Source organism: Nitrospirota bacterium, from assembly GCA_016212185.1.
GTDB lineage: Bacteria > Nitrospirota > Thermodesulfovibrionia > UBA6902 > DSMQ01 > JACRGX01.
Map to the genome: position 1 here is coordinate 1 of JACRGX010000075.1, position 23,484 is coordinate 23,484.

Genomic DNA, 23,484 nt, shown 5'->3' on the forward strand with positions numbered 1-23,484 from the left:
AGAACATACGTGTAACATATTACAATTTTAGCCCTAATGAGCTGTCATTCAAGGCCTCTTGTTATAAAATATTTTTACATGCTAATCTTAATTATTTGCAATTATTACTTACTATTAGCCAGCTTAAATTGCCTTCAAAACCAATCAACAAACAATTTTTACACTCTTTAGCATACATTTTGCACCAACTAATACTGAAATAAAAAAATACAAAGGGGGAATTAATCATGGTACCGCGTAAAAAAATATTAAACAGTCTCACACATAGAAGTGCCAGGTATTTAGTATTAGTTATCGCCATGTTTTTTGTTTGCGGGGCAAAAGCAACATATGCTGATACGCTTTTAAGCAACAGTTATGCATATGCTTTCGGCAGTAACCCTAATGCCATTATCATTGACGTAGATATCTTTGATAATTACTTAGGGGACTACAGTATGTATTACTGGCAATATACTGTAACAAACAATTCCTATAACCCCAGCCCGGGGATTACAAACGGCTTCTCAGGCTTTTTGCTTGAATTACCTATCTTAATTCCTGAGCTTGCAAATATGTCAGCGCCGAATGCTAATTGGGACTATAATTGCTGTGCAGGCAATAGGGTGGAATATGCTGTAGAATGGGACATTAAGCCCCTTGACGGCAATGGCATACTGCCGGAACAGCAGGGAGTCTTCGGCTTTACAACAACACCGCGCACATGGACCAACAGCGACGGCTGGTTTCATACATGGAAAGGAGAGCTACAAGTAGATAGGATATCCTTTACCGGAGGCCCCGAAATCCCTAACGCAGTTGCTCCTGAACCTATAAGCTCCATTCTCTTTCTTAGCGGCGGGTCATTTTTAGCCGGCAGAAATTATCTCAGAAAAAAAAGAAAAAACAGCTAAAAATTTGCATAATTAGCAGAGCAAAAAAAGGGGGCTTGGAATAACCAAGCCCCCTTTTTTTGCTCTGCATTAAGCTCTATTGCAATATTACCGTTAATCCTTTAAGATAATTCTGTAGTTAAAAAAACCTTTTTCTATTAATCTATTGCTATGCGCAACATTATCATTGGCCTTTCTATTTTATTTTATATATTATCAGGCATTATCACATTTAAGGCATTAGTAATCCCCGCCGGCCGCGCCAATGTACCTGCAAATAAGACAAGGGTTTTGGCTGTGCTTGGAGACGGGGCGTTTTCTTCGGGGCAGTTTATCATTGACGAACGTCTTATAACTGCCGTTAAAAATACGGTGTCTGAAATTTCGGCATCCCCTGATTACCGTGTAATTATAGAGGGACATACTGACAACAGGCCTATCAGGTCATCTGCCGTAATGAGATACTCTGATAATATGGAATTATCATTTCTCAGGGCAAAGATTGTTGCCTCTATATTAGTTAAATACGACATACCGGTTGAGCGTATCTCTGTAATCGGTTACGGCGACGCCAGACCGATAGCCTCCAATGATACTGCTGAAGGCAGGGTCAAAAACAGGAGAGTTGAGATAAAACTTATCCCTAAGGACAAGGGGTTTTGAAATATTATGTACACTAACCACTTCGGTCTTAACATGCTTCCCTTTGAAAATGTGCCTGATCCGGCCTTCTTTTTTGACCAGGGCGATCATGCCCGCATCCGCTCAAGGATAACAGACTCCTTGAAAGCAGGCAGGGGGTTGATAGTGGTGACAGGGCCTATCGGGTCAGGCAAGACAACCATAAGTCAAAAAATAATTTCTGATTTTTCCAACACTATAAAACTTATATGGATGGCTGAGCCGCCGGCAAACAGCCTGGATCTTTTTCTGTTTATTGCCCAGGGGCTTGGTCTAAAACCTCAGGTCTCCGAGAGGGTATTTATTCTGAGAGATATTAAGGATGCCCTCTTAAAAATCAATTCTGAAGGCAGTAAATGCCTGCTTATAATAGATGAATCTCATCTGATGTCGGATGATACGCTCAACGGCATACGGCTGCTGAACAATCTTGAAGAGGGCGCAATTAAACTTATTCAGATACTTCTGCTTGGCCAGGAAGAATTGATGAAGACAATCAACAAGCCTGAGATGGAGCCCTTTAAACAGCGCATTGCAGCCCTGGAAATCATGGGGAAGATGAGTCCGGACAGGATACGTGAATATATCCTGCACCGTATTCGGACAGCAGGAGGACAGCCTTCTATATTTTCAGACACAGGATGGGAGGCATTAGTTTTAGCCTTTGGTCCAGGGAACACTCCGCGTGTAATCAATTTATTATGCGACAAATCTCTCAGCCTGACCTTTGAGAAAGGAAAACCGGCAGTAGACCTGGATGATATTTACGAGGCTGCCGGAGAAATGGGGCTGCAGAAAGAAGTCTTTCATTACAAGATGACACTCAGGCGAAACGAAATGAAAAAGCAAGCTATAACCGCAATTGAAAAAGATCCCATTAGAGAAGCTGAAGCAATTCAACATTCATCAGGCAAAGAGCCTGATGCAGCCGGTATCCATATACACATACAACCGGAAACTTTTCAGCCGGTTCAGACAAAACCTGTAATCAATTCTCCTGCGTCCGGGGCAACTGAAAAAGGATTAAAAACGCCTGTAGTTTTATTTTTGTTTTCTGTTGCAGCGCTCATCCTGAGTTTGTTTTTCTACTGCTGGCGGACCGGCTCTCTTGAACCGGCAGCCTGCTTCAGCAAATTAATTGGTTTTTGATTGAAAATAATATATGTTTAGATAGAGTTACAGATTAAGGTAAAGCTTATTTCTGACGATAAGGAGAATTAAGATAATATGTACACCAGGCATTTCGGTCTCAAAACACTTCCTTTTGAAAACGTGCCTGATCCGGCTTTCTTTTTTGATCAGGGCGATTATGCCAAAGTCCGCAGCCGGATAACAGATTCTTTAAATGCAGGCAGAGGTTTAATCGTAGTGACAGGGCCTATCGGGTCCGGCAAGACAACCCTTAGTCAAATGATAAAATCCGATATTCCTTCTAATATAAAACTTATATGGATGGCGCTGCCGCCCGGGAGCAGCACAGATCTTTTTATTTTTATTGCCAGTGAGCTTGAGCTGAAGCCCTCAACATCTGAGATGGTCTTTCTTTTAAGGGATATTAAGAATGCCCTCTTAAAAATCAATTCCGACGGCAGTAAATGCCTGCTCATAATAGATGAATCTCATCTGATGCCGGATGAAACACTTAACGGCATCCGGCTGCTGAACAATCTTGAAGAGGGTGCAATCAAACTTATCCAGATACTTCTGCTTGGACAGGAAGAATTGATGGAAATAATCAACAGACCTAAGATGGAGTCTTTCAAACAGCGCATTGCAACTCTGGAAAATATAGGGAAGTTGGATTCCGACAGGCTGCGTAAGTATATCTCGCACCGCATTCACGTGGCAGGAGGACAGTCCTCCATATTTTCAGATACAGGATGGGAGGCCTTAAGTTTAGCTTTTGGTTCTGAAGGCACACCCCGCGTAATCAATTCCTTATGCGACAGATCCCTCAACTTCGCATTTGAAAGAGAACAACAAACGGCAGATGTTCATAACGTCTATAAAGCTGCACAGGGAATGGGATTAAGCAATGAAATCTTTCATTATGTAGTTGAGCTTAAAAACAGGGAGAGGGAGAGAAAGAAACAAGCAATATCTGACCTGGGAGCTAATTCTGTATTAGAGCCGGCAACTTCCATTCATACGGTGAGCAGGGAATCAGACGGAACAGATATGGAGCATAAGGACATACCGTCAGTGCCGTTACAGTCAGCATGGAAGGAAGATGAAATCAGCCTTGCTACCTCTAATATTGAACAAAAAAATCTGAAAATACCGCTGTTATTACTCCTGCTGTTCATAATAGCGCTCATTTTAAGTCTCTTTTTATACTGCCGGATATTTGACTCTTCTGATCCAACTGCATGCTTTAATAAATTCATAGGGTTTGAGTAAAAAATATTTCTTTTTCTAACCTGAGCCGGATCTTTTATATTGGAATGCCTGATGAAAATAGATGGAAGGGAACTAGTTGAAGAGCAAGTTCATCTATAATAAAGTCATATGTATCGCCCCACTTAGATTACAGGACAGAATTTATATTGTAAAAGCAAAAGAAGACCCTGCGGTAAGTAACATCGCAGCAAAAATGAGCAGTGTCAAAATTATAAATGATATTTTTTTAAGCATAACCCTTTCTCCTCTCATCTTTTTTTATATATCATTAACTTCTTATCTATGTATAATGCAAATCTCATGCTAAAAAACATTTTTAGTTTCTATCAATAAACTTGTAAAGTTAAGTTTACATTTATAACACTATAATTTTAAGACGCTTCCCCTATTCCTAATTTAAAACATTTAGAATCAATACGTTTAGGAAAATTGCTGAATAAACGATTATATGTGTCTTGGTTTACATAAATGTAACCTGTTACATATGTGTTACTTTACATAGGCGTAAACTATGACATATGTGTTACTTTGTATGATGTAAACTTTTACAACATTTAGTATTTCTCTTGTTGCGCATAATATTAATATTGCCCTCATGGGGATGGTGAATCTCTTAAAGGATATGTCGTCAGCGTTTATGTGGAGGGCAAAAAATGATATAATTATTGTATGTTTTAAATATTAACTGATGGTCCTTAATTGACAGGGGTCTGAAAATTACATGGACTGGAATATAATTTTAGAAATATTGCCCGATTTGCTGCCATGGCTTTTATTGCTATCCTTTACCTGCCTCATTGCTTTTTTATTTTACTTGTGGGGTAAACAGACAGGAGTTTCCAAAGGCAAGGAACAAATAAGCAAAAAAACCCGGCTCATAGAGTCCCAGAGGGACAAGCTTCAGAGCGAACTGACTGCCGTCAACCTGAAACTTGAGCAGTATATTAATTTTCTTGTAAGGATTCCTGATGCGGTGAAAAACATAAACTCCGCTCTTTCATTTGACGAGCTGGTCACATCAACAATCAGGCTGACAAAAGAGATGATTGACACAAACGCAGTGGAAATTTATATCAAAGACCTGAAAAGCGGCAACCTGAAGCTGGTCGCGGCTTTCGGCACAAACCGGGGGCAATCAATTGAGTTAAAGCCCGGTGAGGATGTAGTGGGCAATGCGGCTGAACTGCTGATATTAGTTTCAAGAGACTCCCTGAAACCGAGCAGGAATACTGCAGCCGACAAGTTCATTGAAATGGCCGCGCCCATTGCCTTCAGAGGAAGCCTCATCGGGGTCATCGGCATCGGAAAGATTAAGAGGCGCATGGAAAACGAAAAACGGCTTCTGTCCATGATAGCCGACCTTTTTGCAGTGGCATACAGAAACCTTGAGTCCCTTGACAGCGTCAAGGAGGAGGCTATAACAGACGCCCTGACCGGGCTCTTCAACCGGCGATACTTCTTTGAAGCGGCTCACAGTGAACTACGGAAAACAGAGAGCTACAACTCCACTCTCTCGGTATTCATCTTTGACATTGATAATTTCAAGCATTACAATGACACAAACGGCCATCCGCAAGGCGATATCCTGCTGAAGGAGCTGGCGCTCCTGGTTAAAAAAAATTCCCGCTCTACAAACATAGTTGCCCGTTACGGCGGCGAAGAATTCATAGTACTGCTGAAGGACAACGATAAGAACGGCGTCATGACCTATGCCGAAAATATCAGAAAAATGATTGAGACTCATCCTTTCCAGCACCGGGAAAAACAGCCTCTCGGCTTTGTTTCCATCAGCGGAGGAGTAGTCGCTTACCCAGTTGACGGAGATACCATAGAAAAACTTATCAAAAACGCTGACAGCGCTCTCTATTCCGCAAAAGAATCCGGCAGAAACCGTGTGATTGCATACCAGTCATAAAAAACCGTTCTTGCCTTAACACTAAAAAATCCTTTAAACTTAAATTTGGCAGACGCGTCCCGAATTATAATAATATATTAAGTTGACTTGTATGGGCGAGTGGCGGAATTGGCAGACGCGCTGGACTTAGGATCCAGTGGGCAACCGTGGAGGTTCAAGTCCTCTCTCGCCCATTTGTCAACTTAATTTGGAATATCGGGATGGGTAACCGTGGGGGTTCAACTCCCCCCTCTCGCACCAAACAAGAAGTTAAGAGCCTGCCGGCAGGCAGGTTATGAGTTAAGAGTTATCCCGACACTTCGGGATCATTTTTAATTTCTAACTTTTTCGGAAAGGAAATATTTCTCAAGGAAAAGTGTTGACTTTTAACTGTATTTTAGCTAAATTTTAAGTCATGGCTGCAAAAATCGGGCAGTTGCTAAAAAGCAACAACCTCATCACTGAGGGTCAGCTTGCAAGCGCCCTTGAAATGCAAAAAAAAGAAGGCGGCCGTCTCGGCTCCATCCTTGTCAAACTCGGCTATGTAAATGAAGACAAGCTGGTGTCATTTCTGAGCAAACAGTTTGGCGTGCCTGCCATAAGCCTGTCTGATTACACAGTTAACGCTTCTGTTACAAAATTCATACCTGCCGATATCGCGGAGAAATATCAGGTATTCCCGCTTGCACGAAACGGCTCCACGCTTACCGTTGCAATGGTAGACCCTTCAAACGTCTATGCAATAGACGATATAAAGTTTGTGACCGGCTACAATGTCGTTCCTGCCATTGCCGCAGAGTCCGCCATAATGGAGGCGCTCGGCAAATATTACGGTAAGACCGCCGCGACCGACGCTTTCCAGACAACAATGGACTCCCTGAAAAAAACAGAAACCGACCTGCTGGAATTCGTTCAGGAAGAAGAAGAAAAAATTGACGTAGGCGAACTGAAAGAGGCAATTGAGGAAGCCCCTGTGGTAAAACTTGCCAACCTCATTTTAGGCGAGGCAATAGCAAGGAGGGCCAGCGACATTCATATTGAACCTTACGAAAAAAGTCTGCGGGTCCGTTACAGGATTGACGGCGTGCTTTATGATATTATACAGCCGCCTTTAAAATTGCGGGCGGCGCTTTCTTCCCGTCTTAAGATTATGTCTGAGCTTGATATAGCGGAAAGACGGCTTCCGCAGGACGGCAGGATAAAACTAAGGACAAAAGACAAGGAGGTGGACCTCCGTGTGTCAACCCTTCCTACCCTGTTCGGTGAAAAAATCGTCATGAGAATCCTTGATAAAAGCATTCTGGTCCTGGACCTTACAAAGCTCGGGTTTGAGGAAAAGGCAATGCTGGATTTTAAGGATGCAATAAGCCGACCGTACGGAATGGTGCTGGTAACGGGACCTACCGGCAGCGGAAAGACAACAACACTTTATTCAGCTTTAAATACGGTAAATACAATTGATGTTAACATTATGACTGCCGAGGACCCTGTTGAATACAACCTTGCAGGCATAAATCAGGTGCATGTCAGGGAGGATGTGGGACTTACATTTGCCGCTGCCCTCAGGTCTTTTCTGAGGCAGGACCCTGATATAATAATGGTCGGTGAAATCAGGGATTTTGAAACGGCTGAAATCGCCGTCAAGGCGGCTCTCACCGGGCATCTTGTCCTGAGCACCCTTCATACAAACGATGCTCCTGGCACAATATCAAGGCTGTTGAACATGGGCATTGAACCATTTTTAGTTTCGGCGTCTGTCATTCTGATACTCGCCCAGAGACTTGCGAGAAAAATCTGCAAGGAGTGCAAAGAGGAAGAAAAATTCAGCGTGACTGCCCTTGTCAGCGCCGGTTTTACAGAAGAGGAAGCAAAGACTATAAAATGTTTCAAGGGCAAGGGCTGCACGGCATGCAACAACACCGGATATAAAGGCAGAGTGGCGCTTTATGAGGTAATGCCTATTAAGGATGAACTGAAGGAATTAATTCTCAGCGGCGCATCAGCCGCGGAAATAAAACATACTGCCATAAAAGCAGGGATGAAAACCCTGCGCGCAAGCGGCCTGACAAAAATCAAAGAAGGCGTGACGACTTTAGAAGAGGTTCTGAGGGTGACGGTTGGAGATTAAATTTTGCAATTCGTAATAGGTGTTTAGTTGAAGAAATATTTTTATACTTATTACGCATGACACATTACTGATTACGGTTTTTAAAGGAGTGAATTGTGGCGACATTATATGACTTACTAAAAATTATGATTGAAAAAAATGCCTCAGACCTTCACATAAGCACAGGCTCGCCTCCGAGGATACGCATTGACGGAAAACTTGTAGCGCTTGATGAGCCTCCCCTTATGCCTGCTGATACAAAGGCGCTATGTTACAGCATCCTCATGGATTCGCAAAAACACAAATTTGAGGAGACTAACGAGCTGGACCTGTCTTTTGGCATTAAGGGCTTAAGCAGATTCAGGGCAAATATGTTTATGCAGAGAGGGGCGGTTGCAGGCACATTCAGAACCATCCCTTTTAATATTAAACCTCTTAGGGAATTAGGTCTTCCCGATACAATTATAGAACTTACCAGAAAACCGAGGGGGCTTATTTTAGTCACAGGGCCCACAGGCTGCGGCAAATCAACCACCCTTGCGGCCATAATTGACAAAATCAACAATGAGCGCAGCGAACACATCATCACAATAGAAGACCCGATAGAATATCTGCATTCGCATAAAAAATGCCTTATAAACCAGAGAGAAGTCACTTCTGATACCGAATCTTTTAAATCCGCGCTTAAATATATCCTGAGGCAGGACCCTGATGTAGTCCTGATTGGCGAGATGAGGGACCTTGAGACAATCATGGCGGCGCTGACAGTTTCAGAAACAGGACATCTTACATTTGCAACGCTTCATACTAACAGCGCTGTTCAGACGATAAACCGTATCATAGACGTCTTTCCGCCGCACCAGCAGGAGCAGGTAAGGGTGCAGTTATCATTCGTGCTTGAGGCAATTATATCCCAACAGCTTCTCCCTAAAAAAGCCGGCGGCAGGGTGCTGGCAGTAGAAGTAATGATACCCAACCCTGCAATAAGAAATCTCATAAGAGAGGATAAAATCCACCAGATATATGCTATGATGCAGACAGGACAGACAAAGTTCGGAATGCAGACCATGAACCAGTCCTTATTTGAATTATACAACAGCGGGATTATTACATATGATGACGCGTTAAGCAAGTCGCCTGTGCCGGACGAACTTCTTACTATGATACAACGCGCCGCTGCCACGGAGAAAAGGAGATAATAATGCCGACAGTATTCCGATGGACAGGAAGGACGGCAAAGGGCACAATCCAGAAGGGCGAATTTACAGCAAACAGCAAAGAAGAAGTCACCGCTTATTTAAGAAGGCAAAGCATAATACCAACCGATATCAGTCCGAAACCAAAGGCTTTGTTTAAGTTAGCGCCCGGGGGGAAGGTAACGGACAAAGATATTGTTGTCTTTACACGGCAATTCGCTACAATGATTGATGCAGGACTTCCCCTTGTGCAGGCGCTGGATATCCTTTCAAAACAGACTGGAAACAAGACCCTTGCAAAGACGCTCGGCGAAGTAAAAGCTGATGTGGAAGGCGGCTCTACATACGCCGACGCCCTGAGAAAACATCCGAGGATATTTTCTGAACTTTATGCGAATATGATAGCCGCTGGTGAAACAGGCGGCATCCTTGACACCATCTTAGGCAAACTCGCCACATATATTGAAAAGAGCATGAAACTTAAAAAACGGGTCAAGGGCGCCATGATGTATCCGTCTTTTGTTATCTTTGCGGCAGTCGGTGTCGTTGCCGTCATAATGGTATTTGTCGTACCTACCTTTGCAAAGATGTTTACACAGATGGGGGGGATACTGCCGCTCCCAACAAGGATAGTAATTGGCATAAGTCATTTTCTCGGCGGCATAGGCGGCGCGATAATGCTTGCCGGCATTATCGCTTTTTCAGTTTTTATAGTACAATTCCGGCGGACTGCAACAGGCAAAAAAACCATTGATACGTTACTGCTCAAAGTCCCTATAATCGGAGTGCTTCTTCAAAAGGTTGCAATTGCAAAATTCACAAGCACCCTTGGAACCCTTGTGGCAAGCGGCGTGCCTATCCTTGAAGGACTTGACATAACCGCAAGGACGGCAGGCAATGTGGTCGTTGAAAAGTCAGTACTTGAGGTAAAGCAGGCTGTCTCCGAGGGTAAAACCCTTGCCGAACCTCTGTCTAAGTTAAAGATATTCCCGCCGATGGTAACGCAGATGATTGCCGTCGGAGAATCAACAGGCGCGGTTGAAACAATGCTCAGCAAAATTGCAGAATTTTATGACGAAGAAGTGGACACTGCGGTTGCAAGCCTGACTTCACTGCTGGAGCCTATGCTTATAGTCTTCCTCGGCACTACCGTCGGGTTTATAGTTGTTGCCATGTACCTGCCGATATTTAAACTGATAACGCTGGTGAAATAAGATTGTTCAAGATTGAATTAATTGAACGCTTGAACTATTTAAACGATTTGAACGCCTTTGTCTCGTTGAACTATTTAAATAATCTTCAACAATACTGTTCGTTTGAACTAAGTCGTTATCCTTTCAGGATTGCTGTAGATATTAAACCTCTGCCCCCTTAAGAAACCTATCATCGTAATCTTAAATTCTTTTGCTGTTTCCACTGCCCTGTCAGTCGGGGCGGCGCGGCTCACAAGCACCGACACCTGCGCCTTTATGGCTTTAAGCACAATTTCAGAGGAGAGCCTGCCGCTTAAAAGCAGGATTTTGTCCTGCATCGGAATGTTTTCCAAAAAAGCATAGCCGATTATCTTGTCAACGGCATTATGTCTTCCGATATCTTCTGTGAATATAATTATTTCCTGCTCACTGCAAAGCGCGGCGCTGTGGACTCCGCCGGTCGCATTAAAAAGCTCTGACTTCTTCTGAAATTCTCTATAAAGCCCGAGAATAGCATTTGCGCTGACCCTCAGTCCGGATTGAATCAGAGGCAGTTTTTCATCGGAAATAAAGATTATCCCCTTGGCGCATCCTGAAGTAATGGTTGCTATTGCATCAGGCGCCTCAACCGGCAGATGGACCTCTATTTCATCATCTTTCCAAAATATCTCAATCCTCTCAGAGCACCAGCTCCGCTGCGTACCGTTTTTAAGCAGCCCCTCTGACAAAGCAAAACCCACGATAAGCTCCTTGACCATCGTAGGCGTGCAAAGCAGGCTCAGGATTTCTTTGCCGTTTGAAAATATCCTCAGCTTTTTTTCAGACGCAACGCTGTCAGTTTTATCCGAAAACGCCCCTTCGCGGTATTCAATGATATTTAGCTTTGCAAAAGGATTCATCACACCTTCACCCCCAGTTCAATCTGTTTGTTTTTAATCGCCTTTATTTTATCCCTTATCCCGGCAGCCTTTTCAAATTCCAGATTTTTTGCCGCCTGCTTCATGTCCTCTTCAAGTTTTTTGACTGCTGATTCATCCCCGTACTCAACCTTTTCTTCTGCAACTACAGGCACTGTCCAATAATCAGCCTCGTATATTGAACTCAGGATATTGATTATTTCCTTTTTAATTGATTTAGGGGTTATTTTATATTTTTTATTATATTCCTCCTGAACCCTGCGCCGCCTGTTTGTCTCATCAATGGCGGTCCTCATTGAACCGGTAATCGTATCAGCATAAAATATAACTTTTCCGTTTACATTTCTTGCAGCCCTGCCTATGGTCTGGATGAGCGACCGGGCCGACCGCAGAAAACCTTCCTTATCCGCATCAAGTATAGCAACAAGCGAGACCTCGGGAAGGTCCAACCCCTCTCTTAAAAGATTTACTCCGACAAGCACATCAAACCTGCCGAGCCTCAGGTCTCTTAGAATCTCAACCCTCTCAATTGTATCAATGTCCGAATGAAGATAGCGCGCCTTTATCCCTAATTCATGATAATGCTCCGTGAGGTCTTCAGCCATCTTTTTTGTCAGCGTAGTCACCAGAACCCTTTCCCCGCATTTGGTCCGCTCCCTTATTTCTCCGAGCAGGTCGTCAACCTGCCCCTTTACATGCTTTAACTCTATCTCAGGGTCTGTCAACCCCGTGGGTCTGACTATCTGCTCAATCACCCTGCGGTCTGATTTTTTAATTTCATACACGGCAGGTGTTGCAGACACATAGATTGCCTTATTTGCCCTGCGTTCAAATTCATCAAATTTCAGGGGACGGTTGTCAAGCGCCGATGGAAGCCTGAATCCGAAATCTATAAGCGTCTGCTTCCTGGCCCTGTCGCCCTGATACATGCCTCCTATCTGCGGAACCGTTGCATGCGATTCATCTATCACCACAAGAAAATCTTCAGAAAAATAATCCATCAGGCAAAACGGAGGCTCGCCCGGAAGCCTTCCGCTTAAGTGCCTTGAATAATTTTCTATCCCGTGGCAGTATCCGAACTCTTTGAGCATTTCCATGTCAAACCTTGTCCTCTGCTCTATCCTCTGCGCCTCAACCTCTCTGCGCTGTCCAAGAAAAAAATCAATCCTTTCATTCATCTCTTTGTTTATTGCGGCAAACGCCCTTTCAATCCTCGGCTTCGGCGTAATCCAGTGGCTGTTGGGATATAATGCAATCTTTTCAATGCGCCGCAGGACATTGCCTGTCAGCGAATCAAATTCAGATAACCGGTCAATATTATCGCCAAAAAATTCAATCCTCACCGCATTCTCACCTGAAAAAGACGGGAACACCTCAACTATGTCGCCCCTGACCCTGAAAGACCCCCTTTTAAAGTCCTCGCTGCGTTCATAGAGCATGTCAACAAGCTTTCTTAAAACTGCATCCCTCTCCGTGCGCATGCCCTCCTCCATGAAGAGATGCATATCAAGGTAATCCTGAGGCGAGCCGATGCCGTAAATGCACGAAACAGAGGCAACAACAATAGTATCAGTCCTCTCAAGCACGGCTCTCGTTGCCGCATGCCGCATGCGGTCTATGTCGTCATTAATCATTGCGTCTTTGTCAATGTAGGTATCGGTTGACGGTATGTACGCCTCGGGCTGGTAATAATCGTAGTAACTCACAAAATATTCCACCGCATTCTCAGGGAAAAATGCCTTGAATTCACCGTAAAGCTGTGCGGCAAGAGTCTTGTTGTGGGCAATAACAAGCGCGGGCTTGTTTATATTTGCAATGACATTGGCAATTGTGAATGTCTTGCCTGAGCCTGTCACGCCGAGCAAGACCTGATGCTTCAGCCCTTTTTGAAGGCCCTCTGTGAGCGCATCTATCGCCTTCGGCTGGTCGCCCTTCGGCTTGAAGCCTGAGATAAGCTTAAACCTGCCGGCGGTCTTCAATCTTGGAGCAGACATCATATTGATATTATACCTTTAAAGCGCCGGCTCTTCTCCAAAAACCGGCAGTTGGTCAAATATTCCCGCGATGTGACTGTAATCACTTATATTAAAATCCACCGGGCAGTAAAATACAATCAACTGTACTGCTGATGTATTTGGAGGTGATGTCATGGATATGAAGAGCCAAGAAAAGTTAGGGAATCTAAAAAATATTTACTGCAAACTAATTGCTTCTTTCAGAGAAAAGAGACTAAAAGAACAAAAGGCCCTGATTCAGATAAAGATGATGTCAGGCTGCATTAAAAGGATTAAATAAAAATAAAATTCTGCATTATATCTCTATAAAAATATCTTAATCCTCCGGTTTGTCCAGATGCTTGACATTAAGCGGATGTCTGTTTATTCTAAATCAATAAAAACGGCAGGCAGGTTAATACCGGTTAAGCGGCAATCTTAATCCTATTTTAATGCCGTTGTAAATGGATAGCGAGCGTATCCCCCATGGTCTTGCCACGGGGTTCGCGAGCGAATGTAATAAAAAGAAATTCCTTACATTAGCTTCCCTGCGGTTTCGTCCCAGGGAAGATCAATATTGCATGAAAGTCCTCATCACAGGAGCATCGGGCTTTATAGGCAGCCACCTTGTAGAAAGCCTTTTAAGCGACGGCTGTGAGGTGTCCTGCCTTGTTAGGAAGGTCTCCGCACACAAATGGCTTGAAGGGCCCAGTGTACAGCTCATATACGGAGACTGCTCTGATAAAGAGTCTTTGAAGAATCTGCGGGATTTTGAATATGTATTCCATCTGTCAGGACTGACCAAGTCTAATTGCAAAGAGGATTTCTACACTGTAAATACAAAAGCCACTGAAAATATCATAGACACTGTTGTTAAAAATAACCCCCGCATTAAACGCTTTGTATATGTGAGCAGTCTTTCCGCCTTTGGACCCAATCTTAACGGTAAACCTGTCAGCGAAGACCGCAGTCCCCGCCCTGTATCAGATTATGGTAAAAGCAAACTGCTCGGAGAGGCAGCCGTGCTCAAATATAAGGATATAATTCCGGTTTCAATACTGAGGCCCACTGCTGTTTACGGGCCCAGGGACAGTGAAATGTTTTTATTGTTTAAACTTGTGAATACAGGATTTTTGCCTTACTGGGGAGAAACCCGGATCTCATTAGTCTACATAGAAGACCTGATAAGAGCCCTGATACTTACAGCAGAAAAAGAGGAGGCAATCGGGGAAACCTTCTGTATCTCAGACGGCATGACATATTCTAATGTGGAAATTATAGATGAAATAGCATCAGCGCTGCAGAAAGCAAGGGTGATAAAATTAAGACTGCCAAAGACAATCCTGCCTGTTATCGGAGCTATTGGGGACGGCTTGAGTAAAATCACAAATAGGATTACAATGATTAACAGGGACAAGCTTAAGGAACTTATGCACACAGACTGGCGGTGCGATATTTCAAATGCAAAGAACAAACTCGGCTTTACGCCGAAAGTCGGAATAAAAGAAGGGATAAAATGGACGGCAGACTGGTACAAAATTCACAGGTGGCTTTAAACAACCATAAGGAAACTGACATTTTTGAAAAATGCCATAAGTTTACCACTGCAAAAGAAGTCATGGATGCAGGGGTTTATCCTTATTTCCGAGTCTTGGAAAGCGCCCAGGACCCGGAGGTAATTGTTGACGGCAGAAGGATGATAATGATCGGCTCAAATAATTACCTCGGGCTTACAAATCATCCGAAGGTAAAGGAAGCTGCAATAGATGCCGTCAGAAAATACGGAAGCGGCTGTGCGGGGTCAAGATTTTTAAGCGGAACCCTTGACATACATGTAGCGCTTGAGAAGAAACTTACACTATTTATGCGCAAAGAGGCTTCCCTGATTTTTTCAACTGGATTTCAGACCAATCTCGGCGTAATAGCCTCACTCGTCGGCAAGGACGACATAGCGCTGATAGATAAAATGAACCACGCCAGCATAATTGACGGCTGCAGGCTCTCATTCGGGGAGATAAAAAAATACAGGCATAACGACATGGAGGACCTTGAAAGACTCCTCCAGCAGTACAATGATAAGGCAAAGCTGATAATTGTTGACGGAGTCTTCAGCATGGAAGGCGATATAGTAAATCTGCCGGATGTCGTAAGGCTTGCAAAAAAATACGGCGCCCGGGTAATGGTTGACGACGCACACGGCATCGGTGTTTTAGGCAGGACCGGACGCGGGACAGCGGAGCATTTCGGCTTGGAAGATGAGGTGGATTTGATTATGGGCACGTATTCCAAGTCCCTTGCATCCATCGGCGGATTCATAGCCGGCTCAAAAGAGATTATTCATTACATCAAACACATTGCAAGGTCGTTTATTTTCAGCGCAAGCCCCCCGCCTGCCTCAGTGGCTTCGGTAAGCGCCGCAATAGACATAATTGAGGCAGAGCCCGTACACAGGGAAAGACTGTGGCATAACACAAACAAGATGCTGAAAGGTTTCAGGGCGCTCGGTTTTGACACTGGAACAAGCGAGACTCCGATTATACCGGTCATTGTCGGCGATGACATGAAGGCCTTTACAATGGCGAGGCTTCTGCATGACAGAGGCGTTTTTGCCAATGTTGCAGTAAGTCCTGCCGTGCCGAACGGCAAGGCGCTGATACGGACCAGCTATATGGCAACACATACTGATGAACAGCTTGAGAAAGTGCTCAAGGAATTTGAGGCAGTAGGAAAAATTTTAAATATAATTTAAATGAATAGCAAACGTATTCCCCGTGGTCTTGCCACAGGGAAGATTAAATTAAAAAAGAAAAATGTATAATTACAAACGCTCTTTTTTAATAAAAATATTTTCACTTATATAACTTGATTGAGATATTACCCGCTGACAACAAAAAAACTTTTAAGGAATTCCTGGAATTTCCTTACAACCTATATTCCAATAGTTCCTGCTGGGTCCCGCCGCTTTTAAATGATGTAAAAAATCAGTTTTCCCCGAAAAATCCCTTTCTAAAACACGCTGAGGTCGCCCCTTTCATTGCAAGGGTTAAAGGAAAGACCACTGGCAGGATAGCTGCGGTTTATAACGAGGCTCATATAAATTTTCATGGAGAAAATGCAGGGTTTTTCGGATTCTTTGACTGCATAAGGAACAGCCAAGTTGCAGGCGCGCTGATTGACAGGGCAGCCGAGTGGCACAAGAAAAAGGGCATGGAAATATTGCGCGGCCCTTTTAATTTTTCAACCAATGAAGAATGCGGACTGCTGATTGACGGATATGAGAGCCCGCCGAAACTCATGATGCCTTATAATTTTCCATACTACCGGGCGCTGTTTGAGGACTGCGGATTTGCAAAGGCAAAAGACTTTTTTGCCTATACCCTTGAGGTCCCGGAAAGGCTTCCTGAAAAAATTTACAGGGTTGCAGGCATTATTGAAAAAAATAAAATAACGGTCAGGCCGATAAACTTAAAATCCTTTGACAAAGAGATGGCCGTCTTTAAAAACATCTACAACTCCGCATGGGAAAAAAACTGGGGATTTTTGCCGATGACAGATGAAGAAATTGAGCACATGGCTAAAAAATTAAAGCCCCTGATTGTCCCGGAACTTGCATTAATCGCCGAATGTAAAGGTGAGGCCGTAGGCTTTATGATGCTTTTGCCTGATTTTAATTATGTCCTGAAAAAACTCAACGGCAGGCTCTCCGCCCTTGGAATTCTAAAAGCCCTGTGGCACTCAAAAAAAATAAAAGATTTAAGGCTCCTGCTTCTCGGGATAAAAGAAGGCTTTAGAAGACAGGGTGTTGATGCGTTTTTGCTGATTGAAGGGCTTAAGGCCGTCAGGGAAAAGGGATATAAGAAAGTAGAATTCTCATGGATTTTAGAGGACAATTATCCTGTGCAGAAGATGGTGGAGATGGTGGACGGCAGGCTGTATAAAACATACAGGATTTATGAGAAAAGGATTTAGGATATGAAAATTATTGCTGACCTTCATGTCCATTCAGGCTTTAGCCGCGCAACGAGCAAAGACATGAACGTTGCGGCTATGGCTTTGTGGGCAAAGAAAAAAGGAATAAACCTTTTGGGCACAGGCGATTTTACCCATCCTGTTCATTTTAAAAATCTGCAAAAAATACTTAAGCCTGCAGACAATGGTTTTTACACAACGCCGTCAGAACCCTCGGTATTCTTCATGCCCACGGCTGAGATAAGCAGTATTTATTCGCAGGGCAGAAAGGTAAGAAGGATACATAATATAATCATGGCGCCAAGCCTTGAGATTGCGGAAAAAATAAACAATACGCTTGGGAAAAGAGGAAACCTATTATCTGACGGCAGGCCCATACTCGGCACACCTGCAAAGGATTTACTGAAAATAGTCATGGATATCTCTGAAGACTGTCTCTTTGTCCCGGCCCACGCATGGACCCCGTGGTTTTCTGTTTTTGGAAGCAAGTCGGGATTTGATTCAATAGAGGAATGTTTCGGTGAATATTCAAAATACATCTATGCTATTGAGACCGGCCTGTCTTCTGACCCGGAAATGAACTGGCGGTTGTCAGCCCTTGATAAAATAACCTTAATATCCAACTCAGACGCCCATTCACCCGGCAAACTCGGACGCGAGGCAAATGTCTTTGAATGCAAAATGGACTACCACGAAATCATTGATGCTATCAGGAAAAAAGACAAGACCCGTTTTCTTTACACATTAGAGTTCTTCCCTGAAGAAGGCAAATATCACTATGACGGACACAGGTTGTGCAATATATTATTCTCCCCGGCTGAGTCTAAAAGACACAACAATATCTGCCCGGTATGCAAAAAACCGCTTACGGTCGGGGTGATGAACAGGGTTGATGAACTTGCCGACAGGCAGGAGGGCTTTGTACATCCAAATGCAATCCCGTCCGTGCATATGGTGCCGCTTGAGGAAATTATATCAGAAGCGCTGGATATCGGAGTTAATACCGCCAGAGTTAAACGGGAGTATGAAAAACTCGTCAGCTTATATCCTGAATTAACAATCCTGATGGACCTTCCTGATGATGAATTATTTAAAATTGCAGGCAATAAAACAGCCGAAGGAATTATTAAGGTGCGTGCAGGAGATATAAATATCGTTCCGGGTTATGACGGTGTTTACGGAGAGATAACTATTTTTTCCAAAAAAGCCGCGGCCTCAAAGAAACCCGGCGAAAAGCCGGCAGTAGCGCTTAGACAGGGAATTTTGTTTTAAATAATATTTTATTTCCCCTCAGCTTTCAGCTCTCAGCTTATGACTTTTGTTTATAGCCCTGTCACATTATAATTCCCGCTGGTTATAGTCTGCGAAGCCGCGCTGTAATAAAGCGTTCCGTCGGGTTTGCGTATTTCCAGCCCCACAGCATCAGTGCTTCCATCAGTTATTGTTGCAGTAAAAGTGCATCCTGAAATAGTTTCTGTCATACTGTTTGTCACCTTTGATACTGTTCCTAATCCGGTGAGTGCTGCAGCGCCTCCTGATACAGTGATTCCGGAGATTGACACGCTTGTAAAATAAATCCTCGTGCGGGTGTAGTAATATTTGAGATAGCCTGTTTCAAGAGATGTTGCATTTACATTTGTGGACAAGCTCGCCCTGAATAACGGCGTCGGATAGTTGAAGCCGTTTCCTGAAACCGAAGTTACAGGTGTTGCCGGATTACAGTCGTCATCAATGCCGTTGTTTGGTATTTCCGCCGCCCCCGGATTAACAGCAGGGTTGCTGTCATCGCAATCCTGATTAAAAGGATAGCCGTCGCCATCCGCGTCATTCACAGAAAGATTCATATCTATCTTTAGAACAAAGGCGTCATAAGACCCGCCGTTAAAGGCAGTGTCATTAGCGCCGGCGGTCACAGGAAAACTACCTGAATATGTATATCCGGCGGCAAACAAATTGCCTGACGGAGCTATTGCAATGCTATTAGTGTAATCATCACTTGCACCGCCGATAAAGGTTGATGCCGTAAGATTTGAAAGGCTGCTGTCAAGCCTTGATATGAAGGCATCGGAAGAGCCGTTAAAAGTTGAATCATAAGCGCCGGCGGTCACAGGAAAATTATTTGAAAATGTATTCCCCGCAATGTATATGTTGTCTGACTGGTCTATAACAAGCGTAGTGGCATAATCGTTGCTCCATCCGCCCAAATAAGTGGATGCCATAAGATTTGAAAGGCTGCTGTCAAGCCTTGATACAAAAACATCCATATTACCGTTAAGCTCGGACGAATAAGCGCTTGGGGTTACAGGAAAATTATTTGAATTAGTATTTCCTGCAATAAACACACTGTCTGCTGAGTCTATTGCAAGCGCTTTTGCATAATCAAAACTTATCCCTCCGACAAAGGTGGATGCAAGCAGGCTCGTGAGATTGCTGTTCAGCCTTGACACAAAGGCATCGGAAGAGCCGTTAAAGGTTGTATCATAAGCGCCTGCCGTGACCGGATAATTGCCTGAGTTTGTATGCCCGGCTGCCAATACACTGCCTGATATGTTATCCAGCACAAAAGATTCAAGAAAATCTGCGTACGTACCGCCGATAAAGGTTGATGCAAGTAAAGTTGAAAGGTCAGCGCTGAGTCTTGAAATAAAGACATCGTAAGAGCCGTTAAAAGTAGCGTCGTACGCGCCGGAAGTCACAGGAAAATTATTTGAAAATGTATATCCGGCCACAAATAAATTGCCGGATGGGTCTATTTTTATTGTCTTGGCATAATCATCACTCCAGCCTCCGATAAAAGTTGATGCAAGCAGCGTTGAAAGGTCAGGACTGAGTTTTGAAACAAAGGCATCATAAGAACTATTAAAGGTAGTGTCGTACGCGCCTGCCGTAACCGGATAATTGTATGAATACGTCTGGCCGGAGATATATACATTGCCTGAAGAATCTATCGTAATGCTTTCTGCGTTATCATATGACCATCCTCCGATAAAAGTTGATGAAAGGAGGTTTGAAAGGTTGCTGTCAAACTTTGAAACAATAACATCCGTATAGCCGTTAAAGCCGGCGTCATACGTACTGGAAGTCAATGCATAATTGCTTGAAGAAGTATTGCCCGCGACATATACCGAGCCTGCAGAATCTACCGCAATTGTCCTGATAGTCTCGTTGCCGCTTCCGCCGATGAATGTTGAGGCTAAAAGCGGGTCAATTATAAGTGGTTTTGTCCTGTCATATGCGCCGACATAAAAACCGTAAATGCGTTCTGCGTTCAGCGTTGAAAAGACTTCGGAATCACTCCTTGACCCTTGACCCCTGACCCAGTAGTCAACTGCCACCTCCACCCTCTTCCCCTCAATCTCCTGATAGGCAACAGGCTTTGTGAATTTAACGGTTCCGAGTTTTGTATCAACTTCAAGTTCGCCTTCATTGTTTACCCTGAGCCCCTCTGCGCCTTCTATCTTTAGCTTAATATCATTGACATTGCCTTCAGGATAAACCGTAAAAAGCTTCTCAACATTATTTTCATAAGCTTTTAATTCCAACGCTACCCTGTTGTATACCTCTCCAATGCTGATTCCCTGCCATGACAGGATGCCTGATTTCCAATTATCTTTGTTGCTTCCCACAAGATAATTGACCTTTGCTGCTGATTTATTAAAGCCTCTTATAGTTGTTTTTTGCGGACATAGGAGGGTCTCTTTCAAGGAAATTGCCCTTGGAAAAGCAGCGTTCGGAATATTTTGTTTTAGTCTTGAGTTCTCAGTTCTAAGTTCTAAGTTTTCATTTTTAATAAGGCTGTAAACTATCCCTCCTTCATCAGTCACAAATACAGTCCCGGCAAATGTGCCTGCGTAAAACTTCACTGACTCATCATTGACCTGCCCCTGATTTTCTATAAAAGGAACCTGGAGTTTTGAAACTTTATTCATTTTTTCCTGCATCTTGTATCCTGCATCCTGCATCTTTTGCGCCTGACCGTCAGCGGCAGGGATCAGACAGCACAGAAGCTGGAAAAGAAAAACAGCAATTGTCGTTAAATAAACGGGCCGGTTGCCTCTCAGCAGAGATTTCGTAAACATACATGCCTCCTTTCGGGAAGTTGCGTTTACTTATAAAATTTTCAAGTGCGCTGAATGTGAATATTACCCGTGATTCAAAAGAATTACTTATACAATTAGCATTTCTTATACCAGCACGCCGTAACTAAAAATAAGTAAATATTTTAAATAGTTAGATAGCATCATCCTCTAAATGTCAGCCTTAAAATGTAAATTGTTTGTCATAGCCTGACATTTTTTGTCACTACAGGCGGGCACTTGTCAAAATCTATGGCACTGCAATGACTGCAGACGACAGAGTTACAGTTGAGTACTTAGTTGAAATGCAGTGATTATATTTATCTTTACAGACATTGTAATTTATTAATGTCTAATTACAAAGCTCAAATGCCAAATAAAGGTTAGAGTTCAAATGGTGTTCTGGATTGCCCCCGATCAAGTCTGCCTGTCCGGTAGGCAGGTCTGGCCATGACAAGTGAGGTAGGAGCAGAATATTTTATTATGTGTGTGCTGACAATTTTTCCCTCAATAATTCATTTACAATCTTCGGATTTGCCTTGCCTTTGGTAATTTTCATTATTTGCCCTACGAAAAATCCCAAAAGTTTTTCATCTCCCGCCTTAAACCTCTCAAGCTCTTTCTGATTGTTTTTCAATACCTCATCAACAACCTTCCCAATCTCAGATTCATCACTTACCTGAACGAGCCCTTTTTCTTTTACTATCACTTCAGCGTCCCTGCCTGTTTTATACATCTCCTCAAAAACCGTCTTAGCAATCTTTCCGCTGATTACTCCGCTGTCAATTAATTTAAGCAGACCGGCAAGCTGCGCCGGCTTTAGCGCACATTCTTCAATCTGTTTATTGTCCTCATTAAGGAATCGCATAAGGTCGCCCATTATCCAGTTGCTCACGCCTTTAGGATCTCCGCCTGATTTCACCGCCTCTTCAAACCATTCAGCAGTTGCCCTTTCGGATGTAAGCAGTCCCGCGTCATGTTCAGGAAGGCCGTATTGGCTTATAAATCTTTCCAGCCTTGAATCAGGTAGTTCCACCAGTTGTGTCTTTATCCGCTCAATCCATGAAGGCTCAACCTCAACAGGCACCAGGTCAGGCTCGGGGAAATACCTGTAGTCGTGCGCCTCTTCCTTTGAACGCATGGACTCAGTAATGCCTTTGTCAGTATTCCACAGCCGCGTCTCCTGAATAATCCTGCCGCCTTCTTTCAAGACTTTTATCTGACGCTTGATTTCATATTCAAGAGCCTTCTCAATAAATTTAAAGGAATTCATGTTTTTTATCTCTGCCTTGACTCCGAATTCCTTTTGTCCGGCGGGCCGCACAGACACATTTGCATCACACCTTAATGAGCCCTGCTCCATGTTGCCGTCGCACACATTGATATATTTCAGGATAGTTCTTAGCTTTTTCATAAACTCCACAGCTTCCTGAGGATTGCGAATATCAGGCTCGGTGACAATCTCCATCAAAGGCGTGCCGGCCCTGTTTAAGTCAACAAAGCTGTAATTGCCTGCGCCATCATGGATGTTTTTGCCTGCGTCTTCTTCAAGGTGAATCCGCGTGAGTTTGATTTTTTTTGTACTGCTGTTTTGGGCAATTTCTACATAGCCTCCTTCGCACAGCGGAAGCTCGTACTGGCTTATCTGATAGCCCTTGGGAAGGTCGGGATAGAAGTAATTTTTCCTCGCAAACCTGCTGTATGGCGAAATCGTGCAATTTACGGCAAGCCCTGTCTGTATCACATATTCAATCGCTTTTTTATTCGTTACAGGCAAAACTCCGGGCATGCCGATGCATACCGGACAGGTCTGCGTATTGGGCTCAGAGCCGAATTTAGTAGAGCATCCGCAGAACATCTTTGAATCTGTCAGCAATTGCGCATGAATTTCAAGACCTATGACAGCTTCGTATTGCATATAAAAGCTCCTAACAATATATAGAGTGTATCAATTTTAACTACACAACATATTGGGTTAATATCAATATATGAAAATTTACCTCTTGACAGCTAACAACTATAACGCATAAACTTATATATCTATGGAACGAAAAATAACAGAAAAAGATCTATTGACTAATTTTGAATCTATCTCCGAAGAATTAAAAAAATATTCAGCCACAGATCCAAACCTTTCAGAATATGATAAAGAAAAGGAAGGGATAAAAGAAAAAACCCCCTTTTT

General features: G+C 43.5%; 17 protein-coding genes and 1 tRNA gene. 14 read left to right on the forward strand and 4 right to left on the reverse strand.

Annotated elements, in window-relative coordinates; translation table 11 throughout:
• Positions 1–227 precede the first annotated feature (227 nt).
• The 9 genes from HZA10_08805 to HZA10_08845 all read left to right on the forward strand — a co-directional run bounded on the left by HZA10_08805 (position 228) and on the right by HZA10_08845 (position 10,364).
• Complete coding sequence (locus HZA10_08805) at positions 228–893, forward strand: hypothetical protein (protein ID MBI5196408.1); 666 nt, start codon at positions 228–230, stop codon at positions 891–893.
• Between the two features lie 150 nt (positions 894–1,043).
• A complete protein-coding gene (locus HZA10_08810) occupies positions 1,044–1,535 on the forward strand; it encodes an OmpA family protein (protein ID MBI5196409.1) in 492 nt (163 codons plus the stop codon).
• A gap of 6 nt (positions 1,536–1,541) precedes the next feature.
• Positions 1,542–2,702 (forward strand): AAA family ATPase, encoded by a 1,161-nt coding sequence (locus tag HZA10_08815; GenBank protein MBI5196410.1) that lies wholly within the window; start codon positions 1,542–1,544, stop codon positions 2,700–2,702.
• Between the two features lie 78 nt (positions 2,703–2,780).
• Positions 2,781–3,953, forward strand: coding sequence for an AAA family ATPase (locus HZA10_08820; GenBank protein MBI5196411.1), 1,173 nt, complete (start codon positions 2,781–2,783; stop codon positions 3,951–3,953).
• A gap of 721 nt (positions 3,954–4,674) precedes the next feature.
• Entirely contained in the window at positions 4,675–5,868 is a 1,194-nt protein-coding gene (locus HZA10_08825) for a diguanylate cyclase (protein MBI5196412.1), read from the forward strand.
• Between the two features lie 93 nt (positions 5,869–5,961).
• Positions 5,962–6,041: transfer RNA gene (locus HZA10_08830), tRNA-Leu, on the forward strand.
• A gap of 221 nt (positions 6,042–6,262) precedes the next feature.
• Positions 6,263–7,975, forward strand: coding sequence for a type IV-A pilus assembly ATPase PilB (gene pilB, locus HZA10_08835; GenBank protein MBI5196413.1), 1,713 nt, complete (start codon positions 6,263–6,265; stop codon positions 7,973–7,975).
• Positions 7,976–8,070: 95 nt separating this feature from the next.
• Positions 8,071–9,153: a type IV pilus twitching motility protein PilT gene (locus HZA10_08840; GenBank protein MBI5196414.1), complete on the forward strand. Its 1,083-nt coding sequence runs from the start codon at positions 8,071–8,073 to the stop codon at positions 9,151–9,153.
• Positions 9,154–9,155: 2 nt separating this feature from the next.
• Entirely contained in the window at positions 9,156–10,364 is a 1,209-nt protein-coding gene (locus HZA10_08845) for a type II secretion system F family protein (GenBank protein ID MBI5196415.1), read from the forward strand.
• 107 nt (positions 10,365–10,471) lie between these two features.
• Here the strand turns inward: HZA10_08845 and fdhD are convergent, their stop codons facing one another.
• Entirely contained in the window at positions 10,472–11,242 is a 771-nt protein-coding gene (fdhD, locus tag HZA10_08850; protein MBI5196416.1) for a formate dehydrogenase accessory sulfurtransferase FdhD, read from the reverse strand.
• Complete coding sequence (gene uvrB, locus HZA10_08855) at positions 11,242–13,254, reverse strand: excinuclease ABC subunit UvrB (protein MBI5196417.1); 2,013 nt, start codon at positions 13,252–13,254, stop codon at positions 11,242–11,244. The genes fdhD and uvrB overlap by 1 nt, the downstream gene beginning before the upstream one ends.
• Before the next feature lie 160 nt (positions 13,255–13,414).
• Here uvrB and HZA10_08860 point away from each other — a divergent pair, with 160 nt between their 5' ends.
• The 5 genes from HZA10_08860 to HZA10_08880 all read left to right on the forward strand — a co-directional run bounded on the left by HZA10_08860 (position 13,415) and on the right by HZA10_08880 (position 18,495).
• Entirely contained in the window at positions 13,415–13,555 is a 141-nt protein-coding gene (locus HZA10_08860; GenBank protein ID MBI5196418.1) for a hypothetical protein, read from the forward strand.
• 280 nt (positions 13,556–13,835) lie between these two features.
• Entirely contained in the window at positions 13,836–14,810 is a 975-nt protein-coding gene (locus HZA10_08865) for an NAD(P)-dependent oxidoreductase (GenBank protein ID MBI5196419.1), read from the forward strand.
• The gene (locus HZA10_08870) at positions 14,771–16,003 is read left to right on the forward strand and encodes a pyridoxal phosphate-dependent aminotransferase family protein (GenBank protein MBI5196420.1); all 1,233 of its coding nucleotides are present in this window, start codon (positions 14,771–14,773) and stop codon (positions 16,001–16,003) included. The genes HZA10_08865 and HZA10_08870 overlap by 40 nt, the downstream gene beginning before the upstream one ends.
• Positions 16,004–16,116: 113 nt before the next feature.
• On the forward strand, positions 16,117–17,223 hold the full coding sequence (locus tag HZA10_08875) for an N-acetyltransferase (protein MBI5196421.1): 1,107 nt from the start codon (positions 16,117–16,119) through the stop codon (positions 17,221–17,223).
• A gap of 3 nt (positions 17,224–17,226) precedes the next feature.
• Positions 17,227–18,495, forward strand: a complete 1,269-nt coding sequence (locus tag HZA10_08880) for a DNA helicase UvrD (protein MBI5196422.1) — start codon at positions 17,227–17,229, stop codon at positions 18,493–18,495.
• Between the two features lie 50 nt (positions 18,496–18,545).
• On the opposite strand, the gene HZA10_08885 is transcribed toward HZA10_08880, so the two are convergent.
• A complete protein-coding gene (locus tag HZA10_08885) occupies positions 18,546–21,302 on the reverse strand; it encodes an SBBP repeat-containing protein (GenBank protein ID MBI5196423.1) in 2,757 nt (918 codons plus the stop codon).
• Between the two features lie 478 nt (positions 21,303–21,780).
• Complete coding sequence (gene gatB / locus HZA10_08890) at positions 21,781–23,217, reverse strand: Asp-tRNA(Asn)/Glu-tRNA(Gln) amidotransferase subunit GatB (GenBank protein ID MBI5196424.1); 1,437 nt, start codon at positions 23,215–23,217, stop codon at positions 21,781–21,783.
• Positions 23,218–23,484 lie beyond the last annotated feature (267 nt).